We start from the raw sequence: 23,102 nt of genomic DNA on the forward strand, positions 1-23,102 counted from the left end.
AGCACATTACCTGCGCCGGGTCAGTTGACTCCGCAGACCTCCATGCCCCCGGTCTGCTGGTCCTGGGCCAGGATGACCTGCTGCCGCTCCTGGCCGCCCCCGGCGAAGGTGACATCCACCGGCACGGTCAGGGTGGTGGTGTCCACCTTGCCCACCTGGTAGGAGACGATCTGGGGCTCGGCGGCGGCCCGGCGTTCGAACTCCTGCCGGGACTCGCGCCGCTTGATCTCGTCACAGAGCTGGTCGTACGCCTGGCCGTACTCGCCGTCGGCCAGGGCCCGGTAGTAGTCGCCGGAGACCGTACGGCCCTGCTCCTCGACCGCCTGCACCCCACTGATCAGCAGACCGACCGTGGCGGCGCCGCCACCACCGCAGCAGAGCACCAGCGCCAACGCCCCGGCACCCAAGCCCAGCCAGAGTCGGGAGCGACCGCCCTCGGTCGGCGGAGCCGCGAACGGCGGGGCCACTCCGGGGCCGGTCGGCGGGGCCGGTACCCCGGACTCGACCGCACCGGGCGGTGGGAAGCCACCGTGGCCGGGGGGCCACGGATTCTGCTGGCCGGACGGACTCTGCTGGCCGGGCAGCGGGGGGTGGGGTGGTGGGGCCGCCGGTCCGGGAACGGTCATGGGAGCCAGCGTAGTGCCCGACAGCTCAGCGGTAAGGACCCGCGGCTCGATCGCTGGCGACCACCACCACCTCGCCCTCGGGGGCGGCGCTGGCCAGGGTCTCGTAGGCGGACGGCTCGTCGATGCTCTCGGCGAGCAGCGGGATCGCCGTGACCTTGACCTCGAAGCCACCGAGCGCCCGCCGGTAGGTGCCGACCGACTCCCACTCGGTGACCAGGCACCAGTGTCGCGGGTCGTCCAGGGCCCGGACCAGTTGCCCGCGCAGGTAGCCGGGGCGGGCGGCGAGCGCCGCTAGGGCGGCGTGGGCCCGTTCGGTGAATTCCTGGGCGCCGTCGTCGTCGACCACGAACCGGTTGGTCACCAGCACCGGGCACTCCTCCTCGTAGAGTCTGTGGGATGCAGCGTACGCAGCGCCAGATCGCCGCCCGCCTGGCCCGGGCCAACCCGACGACGGTGTTCCTGGTCACCCTGCTCCTGGTGCTGGTCGCGTTCTTCACCCCGGGCCCGCTGGGCGGGCTGTTCACCCTGCTGCTGGCCGCTGCGGTGGCCGCACTGCTGGTGACGACCTGGCCGGTGCAGACGCCACCCACCCGGGTGATCCGGCTGCTGATGTTGACCCTGTTGGTCACCGTCGGCCTGGTGAAACTACTCTGATCAACCTGCCCTGACATGCAACTATGCGTTTTTGACAATCATTGTCATTGTCACGGACAGTCGTTGCATGACCTTCCGCACCGCCTCCCGAGCTCTGGCCGCGGCCACGGCCGCGCTCGCCCTGACCCTCGTCACCGGCTGCACCGGCGACGAGGCGGCCGGCAACGACCCGGAGCGGGTCGACGTGGTGGCCGGCTTCTACCCCTTGCAGTTCCTGGCCGAGCGGATCGGCGGGGACGCCGTGGCGGTGACCAACCTGGCCCGCCCGGGTGCCGAGCCGCACGACCTGGAGCTGAACCCGCGGCAGGTCAGTCAGATCATCGACGCGGAGCTGATCGTCTTCCTGCACGGCTTCCAGCCGGCGGTGGACGAGGCGATCGAGCAGCACGGCGGTGACCACGCCTTCGACGTGGCCGAGGTGGAGCCCCTGCTGGACGCCACCGCCGGTGGCCATGACCACGACCACGGCGACGGCCATGACCACGATGACGAGCATGCCGACGAGGTGTCCGACGGAGCGAAGGACCCGCACGTCTGGCTCGACCCGACCCGGCTGGCCACCATCGGCGACAAGCTGGCCGAACGGCTCGGCGCGGTCGACCCGGACCACGCCGACGAGTACACCCAGCGGGCGGCCGCCCTGCGCACCGAGTTGGAGAAGCTGGACACCGAGTTCACCGAGGGGCTGAAGACCTGCCAGCGCCGGGAGATCGTGGTCAGCCACACCGCGTTCGGGTACCTCGCGCAGCGCTACCAGTTGGAGCAGATCGGCATCACCGGGCTGACCCCCGAGGACGAGCCCTCCCCGCAGCGGCTGGCCGCGGTCACCGAGGAGGCACGCGAGCACGGGGCCACCACGATCTTCTTCGAGACCCTGGTCAGCCCCAAGGTCGCCGAGACCATCGCCCGGGAGGTGGGCGCGCAGACCGCGGTGCTCGATCCGCTGGAGGGGCTCTCCGCCGAAAACGGCGGGGACTACCTTTCGGTGATGCGTACCAACCTGGAATCCCTACGGACGGCGTTGAGCTGCTCGTGACACCTGAAGTCATCACCGTTGCGCACGGCATGGTCGGCTACGAGGGCCGCCCCGTGCTGCGGGACGTCTCGCTGACCGTGACCGCCGGTGAGGTGGTCGCGATCCTCGGCGCCAACGGCTCCGGCAAGTCCACCCTGATCCGCGCCGTGCTCGGGCTGGTCCCACTCAGCTCCGGCTCGGTCACCCTCTTCGGCGAGCCGGCACGCCGGTTCCGCCAGTGGCACCGCATCGGGTACGTCCCGCAGCGGCTCGGCGCGGGCAGTGGCGTACCGGCCACGGTGGCCGAGGTGGTCGCCTCCGGCCGGCTGGCCCGTCGGGGGGTGCTGCGCCCGCCGGGACGTGCCGACCGGGCGGCCGTGGCCGAGGCGTTGCGGGCCGTGGGTCTCGCCGACCGGGCGAAGGACCCGGTGTCCACCCTCTCCGGCGGACAGCAGCAGCGCACCCTGATCGCCCGTGCCCTGGCCGGTCGACCGGAGCTGCTGGTGCTCGACGAGCCCACGGCCGGGGTGGACGCCGCCAGCCAGGAGGCGTTCGCCGAGGCGCTGAGCGCCTTCGTCGACGGCGGCGGCACCGTACTGCTGGTGGCCCACGAACTGGGTCCGCTACAGCCGCTGATCAGCCGCGCGGTCGTCGTACACCAGGGTCTGATCGCGCACGACGGCGCGGTGCCGGAACCGGCCGGGCACCACGCGGCGCCGGACCACGACCACGTGCATCCGCACTGTCCCGAAGAACCCGCCGGGCTGTGGGGCACGAATTGAACCTCTTCCAGTACGAGTACATGCAGAACGCCCTGATCGGGGCACTGGTGATCGGCGTGGCCGCGCCGGCGCTCGGCATCTACCTGGTGCAGCGGCGGCTGGCCCTGATCGGGGACGGCATCGGGCATGTGGCCCTGACCGGTGTCGGCGCCGGCCTGCTCTTCGGCACCTCCCCCGTGATCATGGCGGTGATCGCGGCCGTCATCGGTGCGGTGGCCATCGAGCTGATCCGTGAGCGCGGCCGTACCTCCGGGGACCTGGCCCTGGCCCTGCTCTTCTACGGCGGCATCGCCGGTGGCGTGGTCCTGGTGGGGCTGTCCGACAGCACCAGCGCGAACCTCAACGCGTACCTGTTCGGGGCGCTCACCACCACCTCCCGCGGCGACCTGGTCACCATCGCGGCGCTCGGCCTGGCGGTGCTGATCACGATGATCGCCCTGCGTCCGGCGCTGTTCGCGGTCTGCCAGGACGAGGAGTACGCCCGGGTCTCCGGCCTGCCGGTACGCGCCCTGAACCTGCTGCTGGCGGTCACCACCGCGATCACCGTGACGATCGCGATGCGGGCGGTCGGGGTCCTGCTGATCAGCGCGCTGATGGTGGTGCCGGTGGCCACCGCCCAGCAGGTCACCCGGGGTTTCCGGGCCACCATGGCGGCGGCGATGACCCTCGGTCTGTTCGCCGCCGGGGCGGGCATCTGGCTGGCAGCGGTGGCCGACACCGCCCCGGGCGCCTCCGTGGTGGTGCTCGCGATCGTCTCCTTCGTGGTGGTCACCCTGCTCGCCGCCGCCTGGCGCCGGATCCGTCGGACCCGGCCCGCGCCGGAGCCCGCACCGGAGCCCCACGAGGTGGTGCTCGACCGATCCTGACCACCCCGGGCTGCCTGACACTGGTTATCGTTGCGTGGTGAGCAGCGGATCCGGGTACGACGCGTACGAGGGCGCCAGTGAGCTGCTGCGCGCCCTCTCCGCGCCGATCCGACTCGCCATCGTCAGCCAACTGGCCGGCGGCGAGCGCTGCGTGCACGAGTTGGTCGACACCCTGGGCGTCACCCAGCCGCTGGTCTCCCAACACCTGCGGGTGCTGCGCGGCGCCGGTGTGGTGCGCGGCTCCCGGCGCGGCCGGGAGATCGCGTACAGCCTGGTCGACGAGCATGTAGCCCATATCGTCGCCGACGCGGTCAGCCACGCCGGGGAGGAGCCCCGCGGCGGCACCCAGCGCACCGGAGCGCCGTCATGAGCTTGCTGGAGCGCCGTCATGAGCACGCACGCCCGGGTGCCGTCATGAGCAAACGAATCGGCCGGCTCAGCGCGAGCGAGCCTCGTGGCGGCACGCAGCGCAGCGGAGTGCCGGCATGAGCGACGGTCGTACGGCGGTCCGCAACACCCGGCAACGCTCGGCGGTCAGTGCGTTGCTGGCCGAGGTGGAAGGCTTCCACAGCGCCCAGGACCTGCACGCGATGCTGCGCGAACGCGGCGAACGGGTCGGCCTGACCACGGTCTACCGGACCTTGCAGAGCCTGGCCGACGCAGGCGAGATCGACGTGATGCGCCCGCCGGGCGGTGAGCACCTCTACCGCAGGTGCAGCGAGGGACACCACCACCACCTGGTCTGCCGGGCCTGTGGCCGTACGGTCGAGGTCGCCGGTCCCACCGTGGAGACCTGGGCCGACAAGGTCGCCGCCCAACACGGCTTCACCGACGTCAGCCACACCCTCGAAATCTTCGGCACCTGCCCCACCTGCACCCCCTAACCCCACCCTCCCCCGCACCCTCCGCGCCCCGCACCCTCCGCGCCCCGCGCCCCGCCCCAGCCTCGCCGATCTTGCACTTTGTGTCGCCGCAAAGGCTGCTAAAGCGGGCATATCTGCGACCGAAAGTGCAAGATCGGCAGGGCTGGGGCAGGGCTGGGCGGGGCGCGGCAAGACCGGCGGGCGGGGCGGCGGGGCGGGGCGGGGCGTGAAGGGCGGTGGGTGGGGCGTGGTGGGGGCGGGCGTGGCAGGGTGGGCGGCGTGAAGATTTATGCCGATCGCTTTCCGGTGGCGCTGCGACAGTTGCTCACCGATCTGCTCGTCGTCGCCTGGGTGTACGTGACGATCCGTGGGGCTCTGTGGTTGCACGACCTGGTGCAGAGGCTGGCCGTACCGGGGCAGAAGCTGGAAGGGGCCGGTGGTGGGCTGGCCGACAACCTGGCCGAGGCCGGCGGAAAGGTCGGCCGGGTGCCACTGGTGGGCGACGAGTTGACCGCGCCCTTCGAGCGGGCGGCCGAGGCGGCCCGCTCGCTCGCCGAGGCCGGGCGTGACCAGCAGGAACTCGTGGATCAACTGGCCCTGGCCCTGTCCGTCGGGATGGCGATCGTACCGCTCGGGCTGGTGGTGTTCGGCTGGCTGCCGCTGCGGGTGCGTTGGATGCGCCGGGCCGGATCGGCGGCGGCACTGGCTGCCGTACCCGCCGGCCGGGACCTGCTCGCGCTGCGCGCCCTGGCCACCCAGCCGATCCGCCGACTCACCCGCATCGACCCCGACGTGGCGCAGGCATGGCGGCACGGCGACGAGCAGACCATCACCGCCCTCGCCGCCCTGGAACTACGCCACCTCGGCCTGCGCACCCCCACCACCCCACCGACCTCCCCCACCCAACCACGTTGATCAAGAAGTTTGCGTCGTGATCGGCGCCGATTCTGACGCAAACTTCTTGATCAACGTGGCAAGCGAGGCAAGGGGTTAGTCGTTGGACAGGCCGCTGGGGTCTTCGTCATCGTCGATGTCGTCGTCGCCCCAGTTGCGGCGGGAGATCGGCAGGATCAGCCAGAAGGTGAGGAACCAGAGGCCGGTGACGGCGCTGAGCAGGAAGGCGATCGGCCGGGCGAGTACGAAGTCGGTGATCAGCAGGACCGAGCTGACCATCGCGATCAGCATCAGGGCGAGGCCACCGGAGGCCATCCGGTGCGCGAACCGGACCAGATCCGGCTTACGTCCCTGACGGAACAGTGCCCGGTGGAACGCCACCGGCGAGATGATCATCGCGGTGGCGCCGGCCGCCGCGAGCAGGGCGACGATGTAGACGTCCCGCTGGAACGGGGTGGTGTCGTCGAAGCCGTTGCTGAACGGCAGGGTCAACAGGAAGGCGAAGAGGATCTGTACGCCGGTCTGTGCCACCCGCAATTCCTGCAACAGGTCGGCGAAGTTGCGCTGCCATCGCTGCTTCTCGGTTTCCTTGGACACCGCTGACCTCCGGGGGTACGGCACGCCGTCGGCGCGATTCGGCGACGGCGGCAACGCTGATTGCCCCACCGCCCTCGTTCCGAAACCGCCTGCGACAGCCGCCGTCCGCCGGACTCGGCCCACCTGCGCCGGCCGCCGTCGCCCACCCCGAATCCACCAGCGACAGCAGCCGTCCGCCGGACTCAGGCGACGGAACGCACCCGGGCCACGATGGCCTCGGCCAACCGGGTCGGCACCTGGTCCGGAATCCAGTGGCTGACCCCGGCCAGCTCCACGAACCGGTAGTCCCCACGCACGTGGCCCGCGCAGGCCTCGGCAGCGGTACGCCCGATCGCCACGTCCCGGTCGCTCCACACGAAGGTGGTCGGCACGGTCACCGGGCCGATCGCCGCCAGGTCCGTCTGGGACATCGCCCGGTACCAGTTCAGCGCCGCAGTCAGGGCGCCGGGTTCGCGCATCGGTTCGGCGTACGTGGACACCCGCGCCGGGTCCCCTACCCCGCGCAGCATCCCGCGCAGCCCTCGGGCCCGCAGGGCCAGCAGGGTCTTCTCGGCCACCCCGGGCCGACGGAACAGCATCATGTACGCCGAGCGCGCCTTCTGCTGCGAGTCCTCGGCCAGGGCGTACGCCATGGCGGCCGGATGGGGCACGGAGACGGCGGTCAGGGTGCGGACCCGCTCCGGATTGCCGGCGGCCAGCGCCCAGGCGACCACGGCACCCCAGTCGTGCCCCACCACATGGGCGGAGTCGACATCGAGGGCGTCCAGTACGGCGGCCGCGTCGGCTACCAACTCCGCCAGCCGGTACGCCTGAACCGAGGTCGGCCGGGCACCCGGGGAGTAACCGCGCTGGTCGACCGCGTAGGTGCGCAGACCGGCCACGTGCAGGGTCGTCGTCACGTCGTTCCACTCGCCCGCGTGCTGCGGGAAACCGTGCAGCAGCAGCACCGGTTCACCGTCCTGCGGGCCACCGGCGACGACGTCGAACCGCAGACCTCGGGCGTCGATGTGCATGAACGGCAGCCTACCGAGGTCGACGCTCAGTCGTACTGCTGCTTGGGGGCGGGTATCCGCCGCCAGGACTCGACCTGGAGGTACGGGATCTCGGCGTCGTTGACCGGGTCACGGCCGATCCGGTCGCTGTACCGGCCGATCACCTCCACCCAGGTGTCGTCGGGCAACCCGACCGGCACCTCGCCGGTGAGCCCGAGCTTGACCGGCCGCCCGTCGGCCGCGCAACAGGACAGCACCATGCGGGCCAGGATGGGTCGGCCGTCCTCGCCGGTGGTGAGGAAGCCGGTCAACTGCACCCGCCGGTCGCCGATCGAGGCACCCCGGTCGAACAGGGCCCGCGCCGCGTAGTCCAGGACGCTGACCGGCGCCGGGTCGGCGTCGGGCAGCGGCGGATAGTCCGACTGTCGCGGGGCGTTCAGGGCGGTGCCGGACTGACTGGCCGCGTACGAGCCGAGGGCCGGTGGGGCCACCAGCAGCAGGCCGAGCACCGGCAGGATGAGCAGCCAGCCCACCCGGGGTTCGTGGTGGCCGTGCCCGTCATGCTCACCGGCGGTCGGACGTAACTCGTACCACAGGGTCATGATCGCGGCGACCACCAGCAGCAGGCCGGCGGTGATCAGGAAGGGGCGCAGCCCTTCCTTGACATAGCGCAGGTAGAGGTCGGTGAGGCTGGCCCGCAGCACCGCCCCGCCGAACAGCAGCAGGAGTACCCCCTGCGCCTGCCGGTTCACAGCAGCACCGCCCCGGCACCGGTGGCGACCAGCAGGGCCACCGCGAAGGTGGCCGGGGCGAACCGGAAGGCGAACCGACGTCCGAAGACACCGGCCTGCATCGAGATCAGCTTGAGGTCCACCATCGGCCCCACCACCAGGAAGACCAGTCGGGAGGTGAGGGAGAACTGCGACAGCGAGGCCGCCACGAAGGCGTCCGCCTCGGAGCAGAGCGACAGCAGTACGGCGAGTACCGCCAGCACCAGGACGGACAGCCAGGGGTTGTCGGCGAGGGTCTGCAACCATCGTTCCGGCACCAGGACGTTGATGCTGGCGGCAGCCATCGCGCCGAGCACCAGGAAGCCACCGGCGTGGGTGACGTCGTGCCGGACGGCGGCCCAGAAGGCCCGGCCCCGGCGGGGGTCCTCCAGCTCCGGTCGGCGGGGCATCCTGATCCACTCGGTGCGACCGAGGCGCAGCCACAGCCAGCCCATCACCATGGCCACCACGAGGCTGGCCAGGCCCCGGGCCAGGACCATCTCGGGATTGTTCGGGAAGGCGACCGCGGTGGCGGTCAGCACGATCGGGTTGACCGCCGGTGCGGCCAGCAGGAAGGCCAGGGCGGCGGCCGGGGTGACCCCCCGGCGGATCAGGGAACCGGCGATCGGTACGGAGCCGCACTCGCAGCCGGGCAGCACCACCCCGGCCGCACTGGCCGCCGGTACCGCCAGGGCCGGGTGTCGGGGCAGTGCCCTGGCCCAGAACGACCGGGGTACGAAGACCGCGATCACGGCCGAGAGCAGCACTCCGAAGACCAGGAAGGGCACCGCCTGCACCATGATCGAGACGAACACCGTGGTCCAGGTCTGTAGGCGCGGATCGTCCAACGCCCCGGCCAACGGATCCCGGAAGATCACCAGCAGGATCAGCAGCCCGGCCAGCACCTCCACGGAACCGACCCGATCGCCGACCCATCGCCGCAGCGCCCCACCACCGCCCGGCTCCGCTGCGGGGCCGGTCGACTGGGGCGCAGGGTCGGTGGCGACAGCGGTCGGCTGGGGTGCGGGGTCGGTGGCGGCACCGGTCGGACCGTTCTGCGGTTCATCGACCGGTACGGCTTGATTCGTTTCTGTGCTCACCCTGCCGTCTCTTCACCCCGGTGGTTCGGCGGGCTGAGATTACCGGCCGAGGGCGGTGAGGTCGATGGATGTCGGCGAAACGGGTGGATCCGCCGGGCGGGCGTACCCCCTTGGCGCCCTCGACCCGGCCGCACCCGGCCCGACCTGCTAGATCACGTTGCCTGTTGATCTTCAAAGGTGTTAGCGTCGGCGAGACAACTTCACCTCCGACAGGGGAGCGCACAGCGCTGAGAGTGCGGGTTCGCCCGCAGACCCTCCGTACCTGATCTGGGTAATGCCAGCGCAGGGAGTTCGGTCCACCTCCTGCCCGCCACGGCTCGGTGCCGTCGGGCGCGGCGTGCGTCTTACCTGGTTCGACACTGGACTGGGAGCAATCATGAGCCAACCGACCACCAACCGGTGGCGCACCATCGACATCGTCGTGGCCGCGGTGATCGCGGTCGCCTTCGGTGTGATCTTCTGGGCCTGGGGCGCGGTCTGGCGGGTCGCGGACCCGGCCTTCGCCTTCTTCCCGGCCAGCCAGGCCATCATGTACGGGGTCTGGCTGGTCCCGGCGGTGCTCGGCGGGCTGGTGATCCGTAAGCCGGGTGCCGCGCTGTTCTGCGAGGCGGTCGCGGCGACGGTCTCCGCGTTGCTGGGCTCGGAGTGGGGCGGTGTCACAATCGTCCAGGGTCTGATCCAGGGTCTCGGTGCGGAACTGGCCTTCGCCGCCTTCCGGTACCGCTCCTTCCGGCTGCCGACCGCACTGCTGGCCGGCGCGATGACCGGTCTGGGTGCCGCCCTGTTCGACTTCTTCGTCTGGAACACCGCGTACGAGCTGGGCAGCTACCGGATCCCGTACGCGCTGCTCACCGTGGTCAGCGCCACCGTGGTCGCCGGCGCCGGCGGCTACGCCCTCACCAAGGCGCTGGCCGGCACCGGCGTCCTGGACCGCTTCCCCGCCGGCCGCAACCGCCCCCTCGTCTAACGCCCCCTCCCCCATCGCCCTGTTGATCAAGAGGTTTGCGTCTGGCGAGCAGCAATTCCAGACGCAAACTTCTTGATCACCGCGACGATCGAGGGGGTGCGGGTGGAAGGGAGTGGGGGGAGGAGAGGAGTGGTGGGGGTGGGTGGGGTTTGGGTTCGGGGGTTCGGGTGGCGGCATGCGGGGCGGCGGGCTTGGGCCCTGCGGGGGGTGGACCTGCGGGTGCAGCGGGGTGAGCGGGTGTTGCTGCTCGGGCCCTCCGGGGCGGGCAAGAGCACTCTGCTGGCGGCGCTGGCGGGGCTGTTGCCGGAGGACTCCGGTGAGCAGGAGGGCACCATCGAGATCGACGGCCGCCCGCCGACCGAGACCCGGGAACGGGTCGGCATCGTCTTCCAGGATCCGCAGTCCCAACTCGTCATGGCCCGCAGCGGCGACGATGTGGCGTTCGGGCTGGAGAACCGGGGGGTGCCGGCGGCACAGATCTGGCCCCGGGTGGACGAGGCGCTGCACCGGGTCGGGTTCCCGTACCACCGGGACCGTCCCACCGCAGCACTCTCCGGCGGCGAACAGCAGCGGCTGGCCCTGGCCGGGGCCCTCGCGCTGCGCCCCGACCTGCTGCTGCTCGACGAGCCCACCGCCAACCTCGACCCGGCCGGGGCGGACCTGGTCCGCACCGCGATCGCCCGCGCGGTCGACGGCGACACCACCCTGATCCTGGTCGAGCACCGCATCTCCGACGCCCTGCCGCTGGTGGACCGGGTGGTGGTACTCGAACCCGGAGGCGGGGTGCGGGCCGACGGCCCACCGGAGCAGGTCTTCGCCGCCCACGGTGACGCCCTCGCCGCCGAGGGGGTCTGGGTGCCGGGCCGGCCACTCCCGCCGCGCAAGGCCACCACCCCGGCCGGCGAGGTGTTGCTCACCGCCGACGGGCTCGGCCAGCCGCCCCGGCTGGCCCCCACCGACCTGACCGTACGCGCCGGTGAGGCGCTGGCCGTGCTCGGTCCCAACGGTGCCGGCAAGTCCACCCTCGCGTTGCTGCTCGGCGGGCTGGGCAAGCCGGGTGCCGGTCGGCTGTCGGCCAGCGCGGAGCTGGCCGGGGCCGACGCCCACAAGCCACCGCACCGGTGGCGCGCACCGGCACTTGCCCGCCGGATCGGCTCGGTGTTCCAGGATCCGGAGCACCAGTTCGTCACCAGTACGGTCTTCGACGAACTGGCCCTGGGCCCCCGGCGTACCGGTGCCGCCGAGGCGACGATCCGCGACCGGGTGGACGAGCTGCTGCACCGGCTGCGGTTGGACAAGCTGGCCGGGGCCAACCCGTACACCCTCTCCGGCGGCGAGGCGCGGCGGCTCAGTGTGGCGACCGCACTGGCCACCGCGCCCCGGCTGTTGATCTGCGACGAGCCCACCTTCGGGCAGGACCGCCGGACCTGGCGGGAGTTGGTGGACCTCTTCGCACAGCTGCGCGACGGCGGCCACGGCCTGGTGACGGTCACCCACGACGCCGACTTCGTCGCCGCGCTGGCCGACCGCACCCTGACGCTACGGCCGACCGGCGAGACCGGGCGGGCGCGATGATCGACCTCGAACCGGTCGCCCGGCCGGACGCCCCGCTGGCCCGCCGCAATCCGGTGGCCAAGCTGGCCGCGGCGCTGCTGTTCGCGTTCCCGCTGTTGGCGACGCTGGATCCGGTGGCGCCGGCGATCGCCCTCGCGGTGGAGTTGGCGGTACTGCCGTTGTTCGGCCTGCGTTACCGGGTGCTGTTCCGCCGGGCCTGGCCGTTGTTGATCGCCGCCGGTGGCGTACTGGTGGCGCTGGTGCTGTTCGCCGCTGACCGGTCGGGCCGGGTACTGCTCGACGCCGGGCCGATCATGGTCACCTCCTCGGTGCTGTTCACCGCCCTCGGCCTGGTGCTGCGCCTGTTCGCGGTAGCCCTGCCCGGAGTGATCGTCTTCGCCACCACCGATCCGACCGAGCTGGCTGACGCACTGGTGCAGAACGCGAAGGCCCCGGCCCGGTTCGCCATCGGCGCGCTGGCCGCCTTCCGGCTGTTGCCGCTGCTCGGCCAGGAGTGGCAGATGATCGTCATGGCCCGCCGGGCCCGGGGCGTGGAGGCCGGGCGCAACCCGGTGGCCAAACTGCGGCTGTTCATGTCGACCGCGTTCACCCTGCTGGTAGGGGCGATCCGCCGGGGCACCCGGCTGGCGGTCGCCATGGACGCCCGGGGTTTCGACTCCACCGCCCCGCGCACCTTCGCCCGCCGCCAATCCTTCGGCACCGCCGACTGGCTGCTGCTCATCTGCGCCCCCGCCCTGGCCGCCGCCGCCCTCACCGTCAGCATCACCCTAGGCACCTTCACCCCCCTGACCCCCTAACCCCACCCCGCCCTGACCCCCTCCCCACCCCACCCCCGCCCTCTGCCCCGTCGATCATGCAGTTCTTGTCCCCGCATAAGGGATGTTCTTCGCACAAGGGCGACCGAAACTGCATGATCGACGAGGCAGACGCGGGCGGGCGCGGGCGCGGACGAGCACGGACGGGTGAGGTGGGCAGGCACGGTGCGGGGTGCGACCACATGGTGACCAGGGGTGGGGGATGACGCGGGCGGGCATCGAAGCGCGCTACCGTCGCAGCACTACTGACAGACGCGGAAGGTGGCGAGGATGGCGGATCGGGCTACGGCGCAGATCGGTGTGACCGGGCTGGCGGTGATGGGCCGAAATCTGGCCCGCAACCTGGCCCGCAACGGGTTCACCGTGGCGTTGCACAACCGCTCACCGGAGCGGACCCGGTCGCTGGTGACCGAGCACGGCGACGAGGGCACCTTCGTCCCGACGGAGTCCCTGGCGGACTTCGTCGCCGCCCTGGAACGCCCCCGCGCCGTGATCATCATGGTCAAGGCGGGCGGCCCCACCGACGCGGTGATCGACGAGCTGGTGCCGCTGCTCGAAGAAGGCGACATCATCATCGACTGCGGCAACGCGCACTTCGCCGACACCCGTCGGCGGGAGGAGTCGCTGCGGGCCAAGGGCCTGCACTTCGTCGGCACCGGGGTCTCCGGTGGTGAGGAAGGTGCCCTGTGGGGGCCCAGCATCATGCCGGGTGGCTCCGCAGAGTCGTACCGGAAGCTGGGGCCGATCTTCGAGAAGATCGCCGCGCAGGTCGAGGGTGAGCCGTGCTGCCAGCACGTCGGGCCGGACGGCGCCGGGCACTTCGTCAAGATGGTCCACAACGGCATCGAGTACGCCGACATGCAGCTCATCGCCGAGGCGTACGACCTGTTGCGGGCCGGGCTGGGTGCGACGCCCTCGGAGCTCGCGGAGATCTTCCGGGAGTGGAACTCCGGCGAGCTGGAGTCCTTCCTGATCGAGATCACCGCCGAGGTGTTGGCGCACACCGACGCCGCCACCGGTGAGGCCTTCGTGGACGTCGTGCAGGACCGGGCCGAGCAGAAGGGCACCGGCCGGTGGACCGTCCAGATCGCCCTGGACCTGGGCATCCCGATCACCGGCATCGCCGAGGCGACCTTCGCCCGGTCGCTGTCCGGGCACGTCGGGCAGCGCGAGGCCGCCCTCCGGGCCTTCCCCGGCAGCGGGGAGAAGCTTCAGGTCAGTGACCGCGAGGCGTTCATCGAGGACGTACGCCGGGCCCTGCTGGCCTCGAAGATCGTGGCGTACGCCCAGGGCTTCGACCAGATCCGCGCCGGCAGCGCCGAGTACGACTGGAACATCGACCTGGGCGGCACCGCCCGCATCTGGCGGGGTGGCTGCATCATCCGGGCCCGCTTCCTGGACCGGATCAAGCAGGCGTACGACGAGCAGCCGGACCTGCCCACCCTGCTGGTGGCACCGTGGTTCGCCGACACCGTGCGTGACGGGGTGCCGAGTTGGCGGCGGGTGGTGGCCGAGGCGGCCCAGGCCGGGGTCCCGACCCCCGCCTTCGCCTCCTCCCTGGCCTACTTCGACGCGCTGCGCGCCGAGCGTCTGCCGGCCGCCCTGATCCAGGGCCTGCGCGACAACTTCGGCGCGCACACCTACCGCCGGGTGGACCGCGAGGGGTCCTTCCACACCCTGTGGGCCACCCCGGACCGCGCCGAGGTCGAAGCCTGAGGCCACCTCGACCACGGCGAGGTTGAGGCCTGAGGCCCACTGCCCGACCAGGGCAGAAGCCTGAGGCCGACGGAGCGAACACCGACGCGCCCTGTCCCGATCATCGGGGCAGGGCGCGTCGGGTTACCGGATCAGAAGAAGCGGCGACGCCGGGCCTTCTGGGGGCGCAACAGGTCGGCTCCCCGGGTGAGCATGCGGCTGGCACCTGAAGGGCCGCGCCGCGACTCCAGAGAGTGGCTGAGTCGGCGAGCACCCGCGGCCGCCAACGGAACCGCCACGGCCATCACCGCCCACTGGGCTACACGCTTGCGCATCATGTGGGTTCACCTCCGTCAGTGGCTGCTGCCAGGGGTGGTACCCAGACCCGGCGGACACTATGCCTCAGGTGGTCGGCGCCACCGGGTTGGGCAGCGCGCCACCGAAGCGGCGGTCCCGCTGGGCGTACAGCTCGCAGGCGTACCACAGGTGGCGGCGGTCGAAGTCCGGCCAGAGGGTGTCCAGGAAGACCAGTTCGGCGTACGCGCTCTGCCAGAGCAGGAAGTTCGAGGTGCGCTGCTCGCCGGAGGGGCGCAGGAACAGGTCCACCTCGGGCACCTCGGGGTGGTAGAGGTAACGCCCGATGGTCTTCTCGGTGACCTTGGCCGGGTCGAGTCGGCCGGCGGCCACATCCCGGGCGATCGCGGCGGCGGCGTCGGCGATCTCGGCCTGCCCGCCGTAGTTGACGCAGAACTGGAGGGTCAGGGTCGAGTTGCCCCGGGACATCTCCTCCGCGGTCTGCAACTCGGTGATCACGCTCTTCCACAGCCGCCCGGCCCGACCCGACCAGACCACCCGTACCCCGAGGTCGACCAGTTGGTCCCGGCGTCGACGGATGACGTCCCGGTTGAAGCCCATCAGGAAGCGGACCTCGTCCGGCGAGCGCCGCCAGTTCTCGGTGGAGAAGGCGTACGCGGACAGGTAGGGGATGCCCATCTCGATGGCCCCCTCGACCGTGTCGAAGAGGGAGAACTCCCCCGCCTCGTGTCCCTTGGTGCGGGGCAGCCCACGCTCCTTGGCCCACCGGCCGTTGCCGTCCATCACCACGGCGACATGCTGGGGCACCGCCGCCGGCGGCAGCGCCGGTGGCCGGGCACCCGAGGGGTGGGGGGTCGGCGGCACCGGCTCACGCCGGCCGGCCCTGGTGGATCGGATCACTCGGCTCTCTCCCCTGTTCACGCTGTCCTGGCCGAGATCCGCTAGGGACACCGGCTCCTCCTGCGACGCCGGTCGGCGTCAGTCGTCGTCGTCGGTACCAGCCGGCGGCGGCATCGTGCCGGTCACACCGGCACCGGGGGGCCGCAGCCCGCCGCCGGCACCGCCCGGCGGGATCGTAACGGTCGCCGGGCCACCCCGGTCGACCAGCGGCAGGGAGCGTAGCGTGCGCTCCAGGTGCCATTGCAGGTGCGCCGCGACCAGTCCGCTGCACTCCCGGCGGGTCCCGGCGTCGGTGGCGTCGGCGATCCGCCAGTCGCCGCGGACCAGCGCGGACATCAGATCGATCGTGGCCGGGGCGGGATGGGCGGCTCCCGGCGGACGGCAGTCCGGGCAGACCGCGCCTCCGGCGGGCACCGAGAAGGCCCGGTGGCGGCCCGGGGTGCCGCAGACCGCGCAGTCGGTCAACGCGGGCGCCCATCCGGCCAGGGACATGCCCCGCAGCAGGTACGCGTCGAGGACCAGGGTGATGGCGTGCTCGCCCTGGGCCAGGGCGCGCAGGGCGCCCAGGGTGAGCTGGAACAGCCGCAACGAGGGTTCCCGTTCCACCGGGGTGAGCCGCTCGGCGGTCTCGGCGATCGCGCTGGCCGCCGTGTAGCGGGGATAGTCACCGAGGAACCGCTTACCGTACAGGTCGATCCCCTCGACCTGGCTGACGGTGTGCAGCGAGCTGCCCACCTCCCCCTTGGGGTCACCGGCCAGTTGCAGGTCGACATGGCCGAAGGGTTCCAGCCGGGCGCCGAACTTGGAGCTGGTCCGGCGTACTCCCCGGGCCACCGCCCGCAGTCGGCCGTGCCGACGGGTGAGCAGGGTGATGATCCGGTCGGACTCGCCGAGCTTCTGTACGCGCAACACCACCGCGTCGTCGCGGTAGAGCTGTCGGCGGTATCCGGCCATCGCGTCATTGTCCCTCCCGGCCGGAGCGCCACCGTCACCCCGGGTCGGATTTCAGGGTTCCCTCCGGGTATCGGGGCAGGCTGACCCGGATGTGTCCGCCCGGGCACCGGCGTTAGCGTGCTCGTCATGCCTTCGCACCAGCGCACCAGCACCGCTTCGCCCGCTCGTACCCCCCGGTGGGCTACCGTCCGCCGATCCGGTACGGCCCTCGCCGCGGCGCTCACCCTGATCGGGTCGGCCGGGTGCGGCAGCGTCTCCTTCCGCCGGCTCGACTTCGACACCACCGAGCAGGCCCGGATCACCACCATCCGACTGCTGCCGGGCGCCGGTGACGTGGTGATCCGCGCCGACGGCGATCCGGACCAGGTCCGGATCAAGCGGGTGGTGCGCTACCAGGGCAACCAGCCGGCGACCACGTACGAGATCAAGGGCGGTGAACTGGTGCTGGACACCTCGTGCGGGCGCCGGTGCAGCGTCTCCTACGAGGTCATCGCCGGTAAGGGGGTCCAGGTCGAGGGTGAGACCGGTTCCGGCAACATCGACCTGAGTTCGGTGGGCCAGGTGGAGGTGAAGGTGGGCTCCGGCAACGTCCGGGTGGCCGGCGCCGCCGACGCGGTGCGGGTGGAGACCGGCTCCGGCGAGATCGAGGTGTACGACGTGTCGGCTCCGGTGGTGTTGCGGGCCGGCTCGGGGAACATCAACGCCACCGGGCTGCGCGGCGAGGCGCAGGCGCAGGCCTCCTCGGGCAATGTGACGATCGAGTTGGAGCAGCCCGCCTCGGCCCGTGCCCACACCTCCAGCGGCAATGTCGAGCTACGGGTACCGGCCGGCGCCTACCAGGTACGGACCGAGGCGGGTTCGGGTGAGGTGGAGGTCGACGTGCCCAACGATCCCGCCGCCCCGCTGCTGCTCGATGTGCGCACGGGCAGCGGGAACATCACCGTCATGTCCCGGTGAGGTCCCCGCCCCGGCCACGCTGACCCGACACGACGTCCTCGCGGGACTCGGTCGCCTGGTCCTCGCGGGGTTCGGTCGCCTGGTCCCGCTGCCCCGGTAGGGCCATCGCACCCGGCTCGACGGGTCGATCCGGCGCGGCGGCGCGGCGGGACTCCGTGTGCCGGTGGGCGGCCGGCACCTCCGGGCGAGGCCCGCCGGGAAGCAGCTCGGGTGGGCGTTGCGCCGCTACGTCCTCGACCCAGCCGAAGAGTGCGGTCACCACACCCACCAGCAGGAAGACCAGCACCACCCGGATCGCCAGGCCCAGCAGGTCCTGGTGGGACCAGCCGACCACGTCCACCAGCGGGGTGAGTGCCACCACGAATGCCATGTGCCACAGGTAGACCGTCAACGCCCGGCGGTTCAGCACGGTCACCGCGCGCCCGAACACGGCGTTGCGGTCGACCCATTCCGCGCTCGACGGTGCCCGGCCCAGCACCACCAGGATGAAGGCGGCCGACCAGAGGGCGTTGCCGAGGGGGTTGTCGTTCAGGTCGTACCCACGCGGCCCGGGATGGCTCAGGATCCAGGCACCGCCGACCGCCGCCAGGGTGAGCACGATCGGCACCAGCAACCGGTTCGCCAGACGGCGCAGCATCCCCGCCTGGTGGGCGAAGCCCAACAGCCAGGCCCCGAAGTAGAGCCCGAACTCCCGCAGCACCCCGGGGGCGTTCGGGTAGACCCCGAACTCGATCGCCACCAGCAGGCAGTACGGGGCCAGCAGGGTGGGCAGCGGATAGCGCCGGAACAGCCACAACGCGATCGGCGAGGCGAGCACGAACCACAGATAGTCCCGCAGGTACCACATCGGACTCAGCGCCAAGGCGCCCCAGTAGTTCGCCGGTGGGTCGGCGATCGGGAAGAGCCAGAGCAACACCTTCGGCGTCAGCGGCAACCCGGTGAGCAGCATCGCCGGTACGAAGATCGCGGCTACCACCCACAGCGAGGGCAGCAGCCGGCGCAGCCGCCGGCCGACCGCAGTGGGGCCGAACCGGTGCAGCGAGGCCGCCATCAGCGACCCGGCCAGGGCGAACATCACCGACATCGCCGGAAACAGCAGCGTCAATGACGCCCAACCGGTGACGTGGTAGACGACGACTCGCACGATGGCCAGAAAGCGCAGCAGGTCAAGGTATCGGTTTCGCATCAGCCTGCATCTATATCCGGGGGCATAGGCACGTTCCTCTACCCTCCGGGTCGGGGTGGGAAAACCCCAGAGACCCGGCGGGATAGTGAAACTTCCCATATGCCTGACCGGTACCGATCAGAGCGATGCAGCGACAGAAGTCCGGATTGACAGCCGGAGGCCCGCCCGGTCCACAGCGGAGAGACCGGGCTGCGGCCTACCGGCCGGCCCCGCCTAGAAGCCGAGCTTGCGCAGCTGCTTGGGGTCGCGTTGCCAGTCCTTGGCCACCCGCACATGCAGATCGAGGTAGACCCGGGTACCCAGCAACTCCTCGATCTGTCGCCGGGCCGCCGTGCCCACCGCCTTCAGCCGGCTGCCACGGTGCCCGATCACGATCGCCTTCTGGCTGGACCGCTCGACATACAGATCGGCGTAGATCTTCGTCAGCCGCCCCTCAGGGATCATCTCCTCGACCACCACGGCGATGGAGTGCGGCAACTCGTCCCGGACCCCCTCCAGGGCGGCCTCCCGGATCAGCTCCCCGACCAGCACCTGCTCCGGTTCCTCGGTGAGCATGTCATCGGGATACAGCTGCGGAGACTCGGGCAGATACCGCGTCATCACCTCGACCAGGGTGTCCACCTGGTGCCCCGCGACGGCGCTGACCGGCACCACCTCGGCGAACTCGCCCAGCTCGCTGACGGCCAGCAACTGCTCGGCCAGGCGCTTCTTGTCGACCAGGTCGGTCTTGGTGACCACGGCCAGCACGGTCGCCTTCAACTCGGCCAGTTCCCCGGTGATGAACCGGTCGCCCCGGCCGATCGGCTCGTCCGCCGGAATGCACAGGCCGATCACGTCGACCTCGCTCCAGGTCTGCCGCACCAGGTCGTTGAGCCGCTCGCCGAGCAGGGTACGCGGCCGGTGCAGGCCCGGGGTGTCCACAAGCACCAGCTGGGAGTCCGGCCGGTGCAGCACCGCCCGGATGATGTGCCGGGTGGTCTGCGGCTTGTTCGAGGTGATGGCGATCTTCTGCCCGACCATCGCGTTGGTCAGGGTCGACTTGCCCGCGTTGGGGCGACCGACGAAACAGGCGAAGCCCGCCCGGTAGGCCGGTCTGGTGGAATCGGCGCTCACTCGGTCACCGTGCCGAGCACCGTGCCGTCCGGGGCGGCCACGTGCACCGGCGCGTCGGCGGCCAGGTCACGCACGGCCGCGTACCCGGCACCGTCGAGAGTGGATGCCTCGGTGACCACCACGGCCGCCTCCAACCGGGTGGCACCGGCCGCAGCCGCCGAGGCGACCGCCAACTGGAGGGCGGTGATCGTCAACGAGGGCAACGACACGCTGGCCGCCGCGTACGTCCGACCGTCCTGGTCGCGTACCGCGGCACCTTCGACCGCCCCCACCCGGCCTCGCGCTCCCCGGGCCAGGATGACCAGCTTGCCGTCCTCGGCGCTGAGTTCGGAGCCGGCGGGTACGGCAGCCGGTACGGCGGGTGACTCAGGCATCTGCGGGTTGCCTCTCCTCTGATCGGTCCGTGTCGTCCCGGGAGGAGGTCGGTCCATCCGGGTTGTCTTGGGTGTCCGTGGGATCGACCCGACGCACCAGCACGGTGTCGATCCGGTTACGTCGGCCGGTGGTGCCCTCGGCCAGCAGCCGCAGCCCGGCCACCTCGACCTGCGCCCCGGGGATCGGTACCCGGCCGAGGCACTGGGCCAGCAGACCCCCGACGGTCTCCACCTCGTCGTGCGGCAGTTCGGTGTCGAACAGCTCGCCGAGATCCTCCACCGGCAGCCGGGCGGTGACCCGTACCGCGCCGTCGGGCAACTGCTCGATCGGCGGACGCTCGACGTCGTACTCGTCGGTGATCTCCCCGACGATCTCCTCCAGGATGTCCTCGATGGTGACCAGTCCACCGGTGCCGCCGTACTCGTCCACCACGATCACCAGGTGGTTGCGGGCGGCCTGCATCTCCGACAGCAGATCGTCGACCGGCTTGGAGTCCGGCACGAAGGTGGCCGGTCGCATCAGCTCCGCCACCGGCAGTCGGCGGTCCTCCGCCGCACCACCCTGGGTATGCCGGATGAGGTCCTTGAGGTAGAGCACACCGAGCACGTCATCGACGCTCTCCCCGATCACCGGGATGCGGGAGAAGCCCGAACGCAGGAACAATGCCAGCGCCTGCCCGAGAGTCTTGGTCGACTCGATCCACACCATCTCCGTACGCGGCACCATGACCTCACGGGCGATGGTGTCACCGAGCGCGAAGACCGAGTGGATCATCTGTCGTTCGCCGTGTTCGACGACTCCCCGCTGCTCGGCCAGGTCGACCAGCTCACGCAGCTCCACCTGGGTGGCGAAGGGTCCTTCCGGGAAGCCACGGCCCGGAGTGACCGCGTTACCGATCAGGATCAGCAGCGAGGCCAGCGGGTTGAGTGCCCGGCCCAGCCAGCGGACCAGCGGCGCGGCGAACCGGCCCACCGGGTACGCGTGCTGCCGCCCGATGGTACGCGGACCCACCCCGACCGCGACGAAGCTGACCACGGTCATCGCCCCGGCGGTGACCAGCGCCGCCCGCCAGCCCGCACCGAAGGTGTCCACCGCGACCAGAGCCACCAGGGTGGTCGCGGTCAACTCGGCGAGCAGCCGCAGCAACAGCAGCAGGTTGAGATGGCGGACCACATCACCGGCGACCAGTTGGAGGGTGTGCGCGCCCCGCGCACCCTCCCGGACCAGCTCGGCGGCTCGGGCCGGCGAGACCGCCGCCAGAGCGGCCTCGGTCATCGCGATGAGACCACCGAGCACCACCAGCCCGGCGGCGATGGCGAGTAGTTGCAGGTCGGGTAGGCCGGTGGCGGACGCGGCCAGCGAAGTGTCCATCACCGGGTGCGGGTCGACCGCCAGCTCGACAGCAACCGGGCCTGGAGCCCGAACATCTCCCGCTCCTCCTCCGGCTCCGCGTGGTCGTAGCCGAGCAGGTGCAGGACGCCGTGCACGGTGAGCAGATGCAGCTCGTCGGCGGCGCTGTGGCCCGCGGTAGCCGCCTGCTTGGTCGCCACCTCCGGGCAGAGCACGATGTCACCGAGCAGGGCCGGCTCACCACCGGCGGCGGCGCTCTCCCCCGGCCCGTGGTCGATGCTGCCCTCGTCCATGGGGAAGGCGAGCACGTCGGTCGGGCCGTCGCCGCCCATCCAGCGGTGATTCAGCTCGGTCATGTAGTCGACGTCGACCAGCAGCACGGACAGCTCGGCGAGGGGGTTGACCCCCATCTCGTCGAGGGCGTGGCGGGCGACGGCCAGCACTGAGTCGGTGTCGACGGGGACACCGGACTCGTTGGCGATCTCGATGGACAACTGTCTTCCCTCGTTCTAGCGGCGCCGGCTGGCGCGGTTGCCCTGGGCATTGTGCCCCTGCACCGCGTGCACGCCCTGGGCCTGCTGATTCTCCCGCTCGGCGTCCCAGCGGGCGTACGCGTCGACGATTTCACCCACCAGCCGGTGGCGTACCACATCGGCGCTGGACAGCTGCGCGAAGTGCACGTCGTCCACCCCGGTCAGGATCTCCCGGACCACCCGCAGACCGCTGGTCGTCCCACCGGGCAGGTCGACCTGGGTGACGTCACCGGTGACCACGATCTTGGAACCGAAGCCGAGCCGGGTGAGGAACATCTTCATCTGCTCGGGGGTGGTGTTCTGCGCCTCGTCGAGAATGATGAACGCGTCGTTCAGGGTGTTGTGCGTGACCAGGAAGTGGTCGGTGACATAGAGCGAGTCCTCCGCCGCCACCTGGATGCACATCGTCTCCTGCACCCCGGCCGGGACGATCGAGTCGATGAACCGCATCGGCCGCCCGCCACCGTGCTCGGAGTACCGCTGGCGCTTGCGGGCCAGCCGGAACGGCGGAATCTCCTCGGGTAGGCGGATCTCCACGACGTACGCGTCAGACCGGTAGTGGACCGGGCGGCCCTTCACCCGACCGGGCGTACGGCCCTCGGCCGCGCGACCGCGCCAGGTCGCGACCCCACCCAGCGACTGGACCAGGTAGATGACGTCGTCGCGCAGTCGAGCCGAGGTCGTCGTGTACTGCACCCGGCAGGTGCGTCCGGCCTGCACGACCGGCCCGCCGTCGCTGTCCAGCAACCCCTGCAGGACGGCCAACCGGACATCGAGGCTGTTGCGCTGGTAGACCTCGGGCACGAACTTGGTGCCCGACCTGGTCCCGGCCAGGCCCAGCTCACGGAGCGCGACCGTCACCGGGTTCGCGACGATCACCCCGCCCCGGTGCCCGTCGACGTGCCGCAGCACGTAGTCGTACTCGCTCTTGCGGACGAGTTCGATGCCGGCGAGCGCCGCTTCGAGAGCGTGGGCGAGTTCCGGATCCGCGGTGCTGAATCCGGGCGTCGTTCGCGACGAGATGGCACCGTCGCCGAGCAGCAGACCGAGCGCGTACGGGTCGAGCGGGACGTCCTGCGGCTCCATCTGCACGGGCGCCACGACCGGCAGCTCGTACCGGCGGGTGTGGCCCCGCCACTCCTGGCCGATCATTTCCTGCGTCTCGAGCGTGCGCCGACGTCCGCGTTGCTTGTCCTCTGCGGTAGCGA

General features: G+C 71.2%; 27 protein-coding genes, 1 pseudogene and 1 riboswitch. Of the genes and pseudogenes, 12 read left to right on the forward strand and 16 right to left on the reverse strand.

Annotated elements, in window-relative coordinates:
• Positions 1-20: 20 nt before the first annotated feature.
• Together ACLQ2T_RS22225 and ACLQ2T_RS22230 are read right to left on the reverse strand one after the other, a co-directional pair.
• Positions 21-467 carry a hypothetical protein gene (locus ACLQ2T_RS22225; RefSeq protein WP_425768340.1) on the reverse strand — a complete coding sequence of 149 codons (447 nt, stop codon included), beginning with the start codon at positions 465-467 and terminating at the stop codon, positions 21-23.
• 184 nt (positions 468-651) lie between these two features.
• The gene (locus tag ACLQ2T_RS22230) at positions 652-993 is read right to left on the reverse strand and encodes an antibiotic biosynthesis monooxygenase family protein (RefSeq protein WP_425768281.1); all 342 of its coding nucleotides are present in this window, start codon (positions 991-993) and stop codon (positions 652-654) included.
• Positions 994-1,022: 29 nt separating this feature from the next.
• On the opposite strand from ACLQ2T_RS22230, the gene ACLQ2T_RS22235 reads away from it, so the two are divergent.
• The 7 genes from ACLQ2T_RS22235 to ACLQ2T_RS22265 all read left to right on the forward strand — a co-directional run bounded on the left by ACLQ2T_RS22235 (position 1,023) and on the right by ACLQ2T_RS22265 (position 5,721).
• A complete protein-coding gene (locus ACLQ2T_RS22235) occupies positions 1,023-1,280 on the forward strand; it encodes a hypothetical protein (protein ID WP_425768282.1) in 258 nt (85 codons plus the stop codon).
• Positions 1,281-1,347: 67 nt separating this feature from the next.
• Entirely contained in the window at positions 1,348-2,316 is a 969-nt protein-coding gene (locus ACLQ2T_RS22240) for a metal ABC transporter substrate-binding protein (protein WP_425768283.1), read from the forward strand.
• Positions 2,313-3,077 carry a metal ABC transporter ATP-binding protein gene (locus ACLQ2T_RS22245; RefSeq protein ID WP_425768284.1) on the forward strand — a complete coding sequence of 255 codons (765 nt, stop codon included), beginning with the start codon at positions 2,313-2,315 and terminating at the stop codon, positions 3,075-3,077. The genes ACLQ2T_RS22240 and ACLQ2T_RS22245 overlap by 4 nt, the downstream gene beginning before the upstream one ends.
• The gene (locus tag ACLQ2T_RS22250; protein ID WP_425768341.1) at positions 3,074-3,943 is read left to right on the forward strand and encodes a metal ABC transporter permease; all 870 of its coding nucleotides are present in this window, start codon (positions 3,074-3,076) and stop codon (positions 3,941-3,943) included. The genes ACLQ2T_RS22245 and ACLQ2T_RS22250 overlap by 4 nt, the downstream gene beginning before the upstream one ends.
• A gap of 37 nt (positions 3,944-3,980) precedes the next feature.
• Complete coding sequence (locus ACLQ2T_RS22255; protein ID WP_425768285.1) at positions 3,981-4,313, forward strand: ArsR/SmtB family transcription factor; 333 nt, start codon at positions 3,981-3,983, stop codon at positions 4,311-4,313.
• Positions 4,314-4,428: 115 nt separating this feature from the next.
• Positions 4,429-4,827 carry a Fur family transcriptional regulator gene (locus tag ACLQ2T_RS22260; RefSeq protein ID WP_425768286.1) on the forward strand — a complete coding sequence of 133 codons (399 nt, stop codon included), beginning with the start codon at positions 4,429-4,431 and terminating at the stop codon, positions 4,825-4,827.
• Positions 4,828-5,085: 258 nt separating this feature from the next.
• Complete coding sequence (locus ACLQ2T_RS22265; RefSeq protein ID WP_425768287.1) at positions 5,086-5,721, forward strand: hypothetical protein; 636 nt, start codon at positions 5,086-5,088, stop codon at positions 5,719-5,721.
• Between the two features lie 75 nt (positions 5,722-5,796).
• On the opposite strand, the gene ACLQ2T_RS22270 is transcribed toward ACLQ2T_RS22265, so the two are convergent.
• The 4 genes from ACLQ2T_RS22270 to ACLQ2T_RS22285 all read right to left on the reverse strand — a co-directional run bounded on the left by ACLQ2T_RS22270 (position 5,797) and on the right by ACLQ2T_RS22285 (position 9,003).
• Entirely contained in the window at positions 5,797-6,297 is a 501-nt protein-coding gene (locus ACLQ2T_RS22270; RefSeq protein WP_425768288.1) for a DUF6328 family protein, read from the reverse strand.
• Between the two features lie 182 nt (positions 6,298-6,479).
• On the reverse strand, positions 6,480-7,310 hold the full coding sequence (locus tag ACLQ2T_RS22275) for an alpha/beta fold hydrolase (RefSeq protein WP_425768289.1): 831 nt from the start codon (positions 7,308-7,310) through the stop codon (positions 6,480-6,482).
• A gap of 26 nt (positions 7,311-7,336) precedes the next feature.
• Positions 7,337-8,041: a TIGR03943 family putative permease subunit gene (locus ACLQ2T_RS22280; RefSeq protein ID WP_425768290.1), complete on the reverse strand. Its 705-nt coding sequence runs from the start codon at positions 8,039-8,041 to the stop codon at positions 7,337-7,339.
• Entirely contained in the window at positions 8,038-9,003 is a 966-nt protein-coding gene (locus ACLQ2T_RS22285; protein WP_425768342.1) for a permease, read from the reverse strand. The genes ACLQ2T_RS22280 and ACLQ2T_RS22285 overlap by 4 nt, the downstream gene beginning before the upstream one ends.
• A gap of 357 nt (positions 9,004-9,360) precedes the next feature.
• Positions 9,361-9,465: riboswitch (TPP riboswitch) on the forward strand.
• Positions 9,466-9,535: 70 nt separating this feature from the next.
• Here ACLQ2T_RS22285 and ACLQ2T_RS22290 point away from each other — a divergent pair.
• The 4 genes from ACLQ2T_RS22290 (at position 9,536) to gndA (ending at position 14,232) form a co-directional block, all read left to right on the forward strand.
• Positions 9,536-10,126 (forward strand): ECF transporter S component, encoded by a 591-nt coding sequence (locus ACLQ2T_RS22290; RefSeq protein ID WP_425768291.1) that lies wholly within the window; start codon positions 9,536-9,538, stop codon positions 10,124-10,126.
• Between the two features lie 138 nt (positions 10,127-10,264).
• Positions 10,265-11,701, forward strand: a complete 1,437-nt coding sequence (locus ACLQ2T_RS22295) for an ABC transporter ATP-binding protein (RefSeq protein ID WP_425768292.1) — start codon at positions 10,265-10,267, stop codon at positions 11,699-11,701.
• On the forward strand, positions 11,698-12,498 hold the full coding sequence (locus tag ACLQ2T_RS22300; RefSeq protein WP_425768293.1) for an energy-coupling factor transporter transmembrane component T family protein: 801 nt from the start codon (positions 11,698-11,700) through the stop codon (positions 12,496-12,498). The genes ACLQ2T_RS22295 and ACLQ2T_RS22300 overlap by 4 nt, the downstream gene beginning before the upstream one ends.
• Before the next feature lie 288 nt (positions 12,499-12,786).
• Positions 12,787-14,232, forward strand: coding sequence for an NADP-dependent phosphogluconate dehydrogenase (gene gndA, locus ACLQ2T_RS22305; RefSeq protein WP_425768294.1), 1,446 nt, complete (start codon positions 12,787-12,789; stop codon positions 14,230-14,232).
• A 131-nt stretch (positions 14,233-14,363) separates the two neighbouring features.
• Here the strand turns inward: gndA and ACLQ2T_RS22310 are convergent, their stop codons facing one another.
• The 3 genes from ACLQ2T_RS22310 to recO all read right to left on the reverse strand — a co-directional run bounded on the left by ACLQ2T_RS22310 (position 14,364) and on the right by recO (position 16,380).
• Positions 14,364-14,549 (reverse strand): hypothetical protein, encoded by a 186-nt coding sequence (locus ACLQ2T_RS22310; protein ID WP_327024531.1) that lies wholly within the window; start codon positions 14,547-14,549, stop codon positions 14,364-14,366.
• Between the two features lie 64 nt (positions 14,550-14,613).
• Positions 14,614-15,390: an isoprenyl transferase gene (locus ACLQ2T_RS22315; RefSeq protein WP_327027006.1), complete on the reverse strand. Its 777-nt coding sequence runs from the start codon at positions 15,388-15,390 to the stop codon at positions 14,614-14,616.
• 114 nt (positions 15,391-15,504) lie between these two features.
• Positions 15,505-16,380: a DNA repair protein RecO gene (gene recO / locus ACLQ2T_RS22320; RefSeq protein ID WP_425768295.1), complete on the reverse strand. Its 876-nt coding sequence runs from the start codon at positions 16,378-16,380 to the stop codon at positions 15,505-15,507.
• Positions 16,381-16,506: 126 nt separating this feature from the next.
• Here recO and ACLQ2T_RS22325 point away from each other — a divergent pair, with 126 nt between their 5' ends.
• Positions 16,507-17,337, forward strand: a complete 831-nt coding sequence (locus ACLQ2T_RS22325) for a DUF4097 family beta strand repeat-containing protein (RefSeq protein WP_425768296.1) — start codon at positions 16,507-16,509, stop codon at positions 17,335-17,337.
• Here the strand turns inward: ACLQ2T_RS22325 and ACLQ2T_RS22330 are convergent.
• The 7 genes and pseudogenes from ACLQ2T_RS22330 to ACLQ2T_RS22360 form a co-directional block, all read right to left on the reverse strand.
• Entirely contained in the window at positions 17,324-18,523 is a 1,200-nt protein-coding gene (locus ACLQ2T_RS22330; RefSeq protein ID WP_425768297.1) for an acyltransferase family protein, read from the reverse strand. The two genes, ACLQ2T_RS22325 and ACLQ2T_RS22330, sit on opposite strands and share 14 nt — an antisense overlap.
• 213 nt (positions 18,524-18,736) lie before the next feature.
• On the reverse strand, positions 18,737-19,636 hold the full coding sequence (gene era / locus ACLQ2T_RS22335) for a GTPase Era (protein WP_425768298.1): 900 nt from the start codon (positions 19,634-19,636) through the stop codon (positions 18,737-18,739).
• Positions 19,633-20,010 carry a cytidine deaminase gene (locus ACLQ2T_RS22340; protein WP_327024526.1) on the reverse strand — a complete coding sequence of 126 codons (378 nt, stop codon included), beginning with the start codon at positions 20,008-20,010 and terminating at the stop codon, positions 19,633-19,635. The genes era and ACLQ2T_RS22340 overlap by 4 nt, the downstream gene beginning before the upstream one ends.
• Positions 20,003-21,406 carry a hemolysin family protein gene (locus ACLQ2T_RS22345; RefSeq protein WP_425768343.1) on the reverse strand — a complete coding sequence of 468 codons (1,404 nt, stop codon included), beginning with the start codon at positions 21,404-21,406 and terminating at the stop codon, positions 20,003-20,005. Before ACLQ2T_RS22345 ends, ACLQ2T_RS22340 begins: the two co-directional genes overlap by 8 nt.
• Positions 21,382-21,855, reverse strand: a complete 474-nt coding sequence (gene ybeY, locus ACLQ2T_RS22350; RefSeq protein WP_327024525.1) for an rRNA maturation RNase YbeY — start codon at positions 21,853-21,855, stop codon at positions 21,382-21,384. Before ybeY ends, ACLQ2T_RS22345 begins: the two co-directional genes overlap by 25 nt.
• 15 nt (positions 21,856-21,870) lie before the next feature.
• The gene (locus ACLQ2T_RS22355; protein WP_425768344.1) at positions 21,871-22,344 is read right to left on the reverse strand and encodes a PhoH family protein; all 474 of its coding nucleotides are present in this window, start codon (positions 22,342-22,344) and stop codon (positions 21,871-21,873) included.
• 168 nt (positions 22,345-22,512) lie between these two features.
• Positions 22,513-23,046 (reverse strand): annotated as a pseudogene (locus tag ACLQ2T_RS22360) (LAGLIDADG family homing endonuclease); the annotation flags it as partial.
• Positions 23,047-23,102 lie beyond the last annotated feature (56 nt).

This window comes from Micromonospora sp. DT229, assembly GCF_049844505.1.
Taxonomy (GTDB): domain Bacteria; phylum Actinomycetota; class Actinomycetes; order Mycobacteriales; family Micromonosporaceae; genus Micromonospora.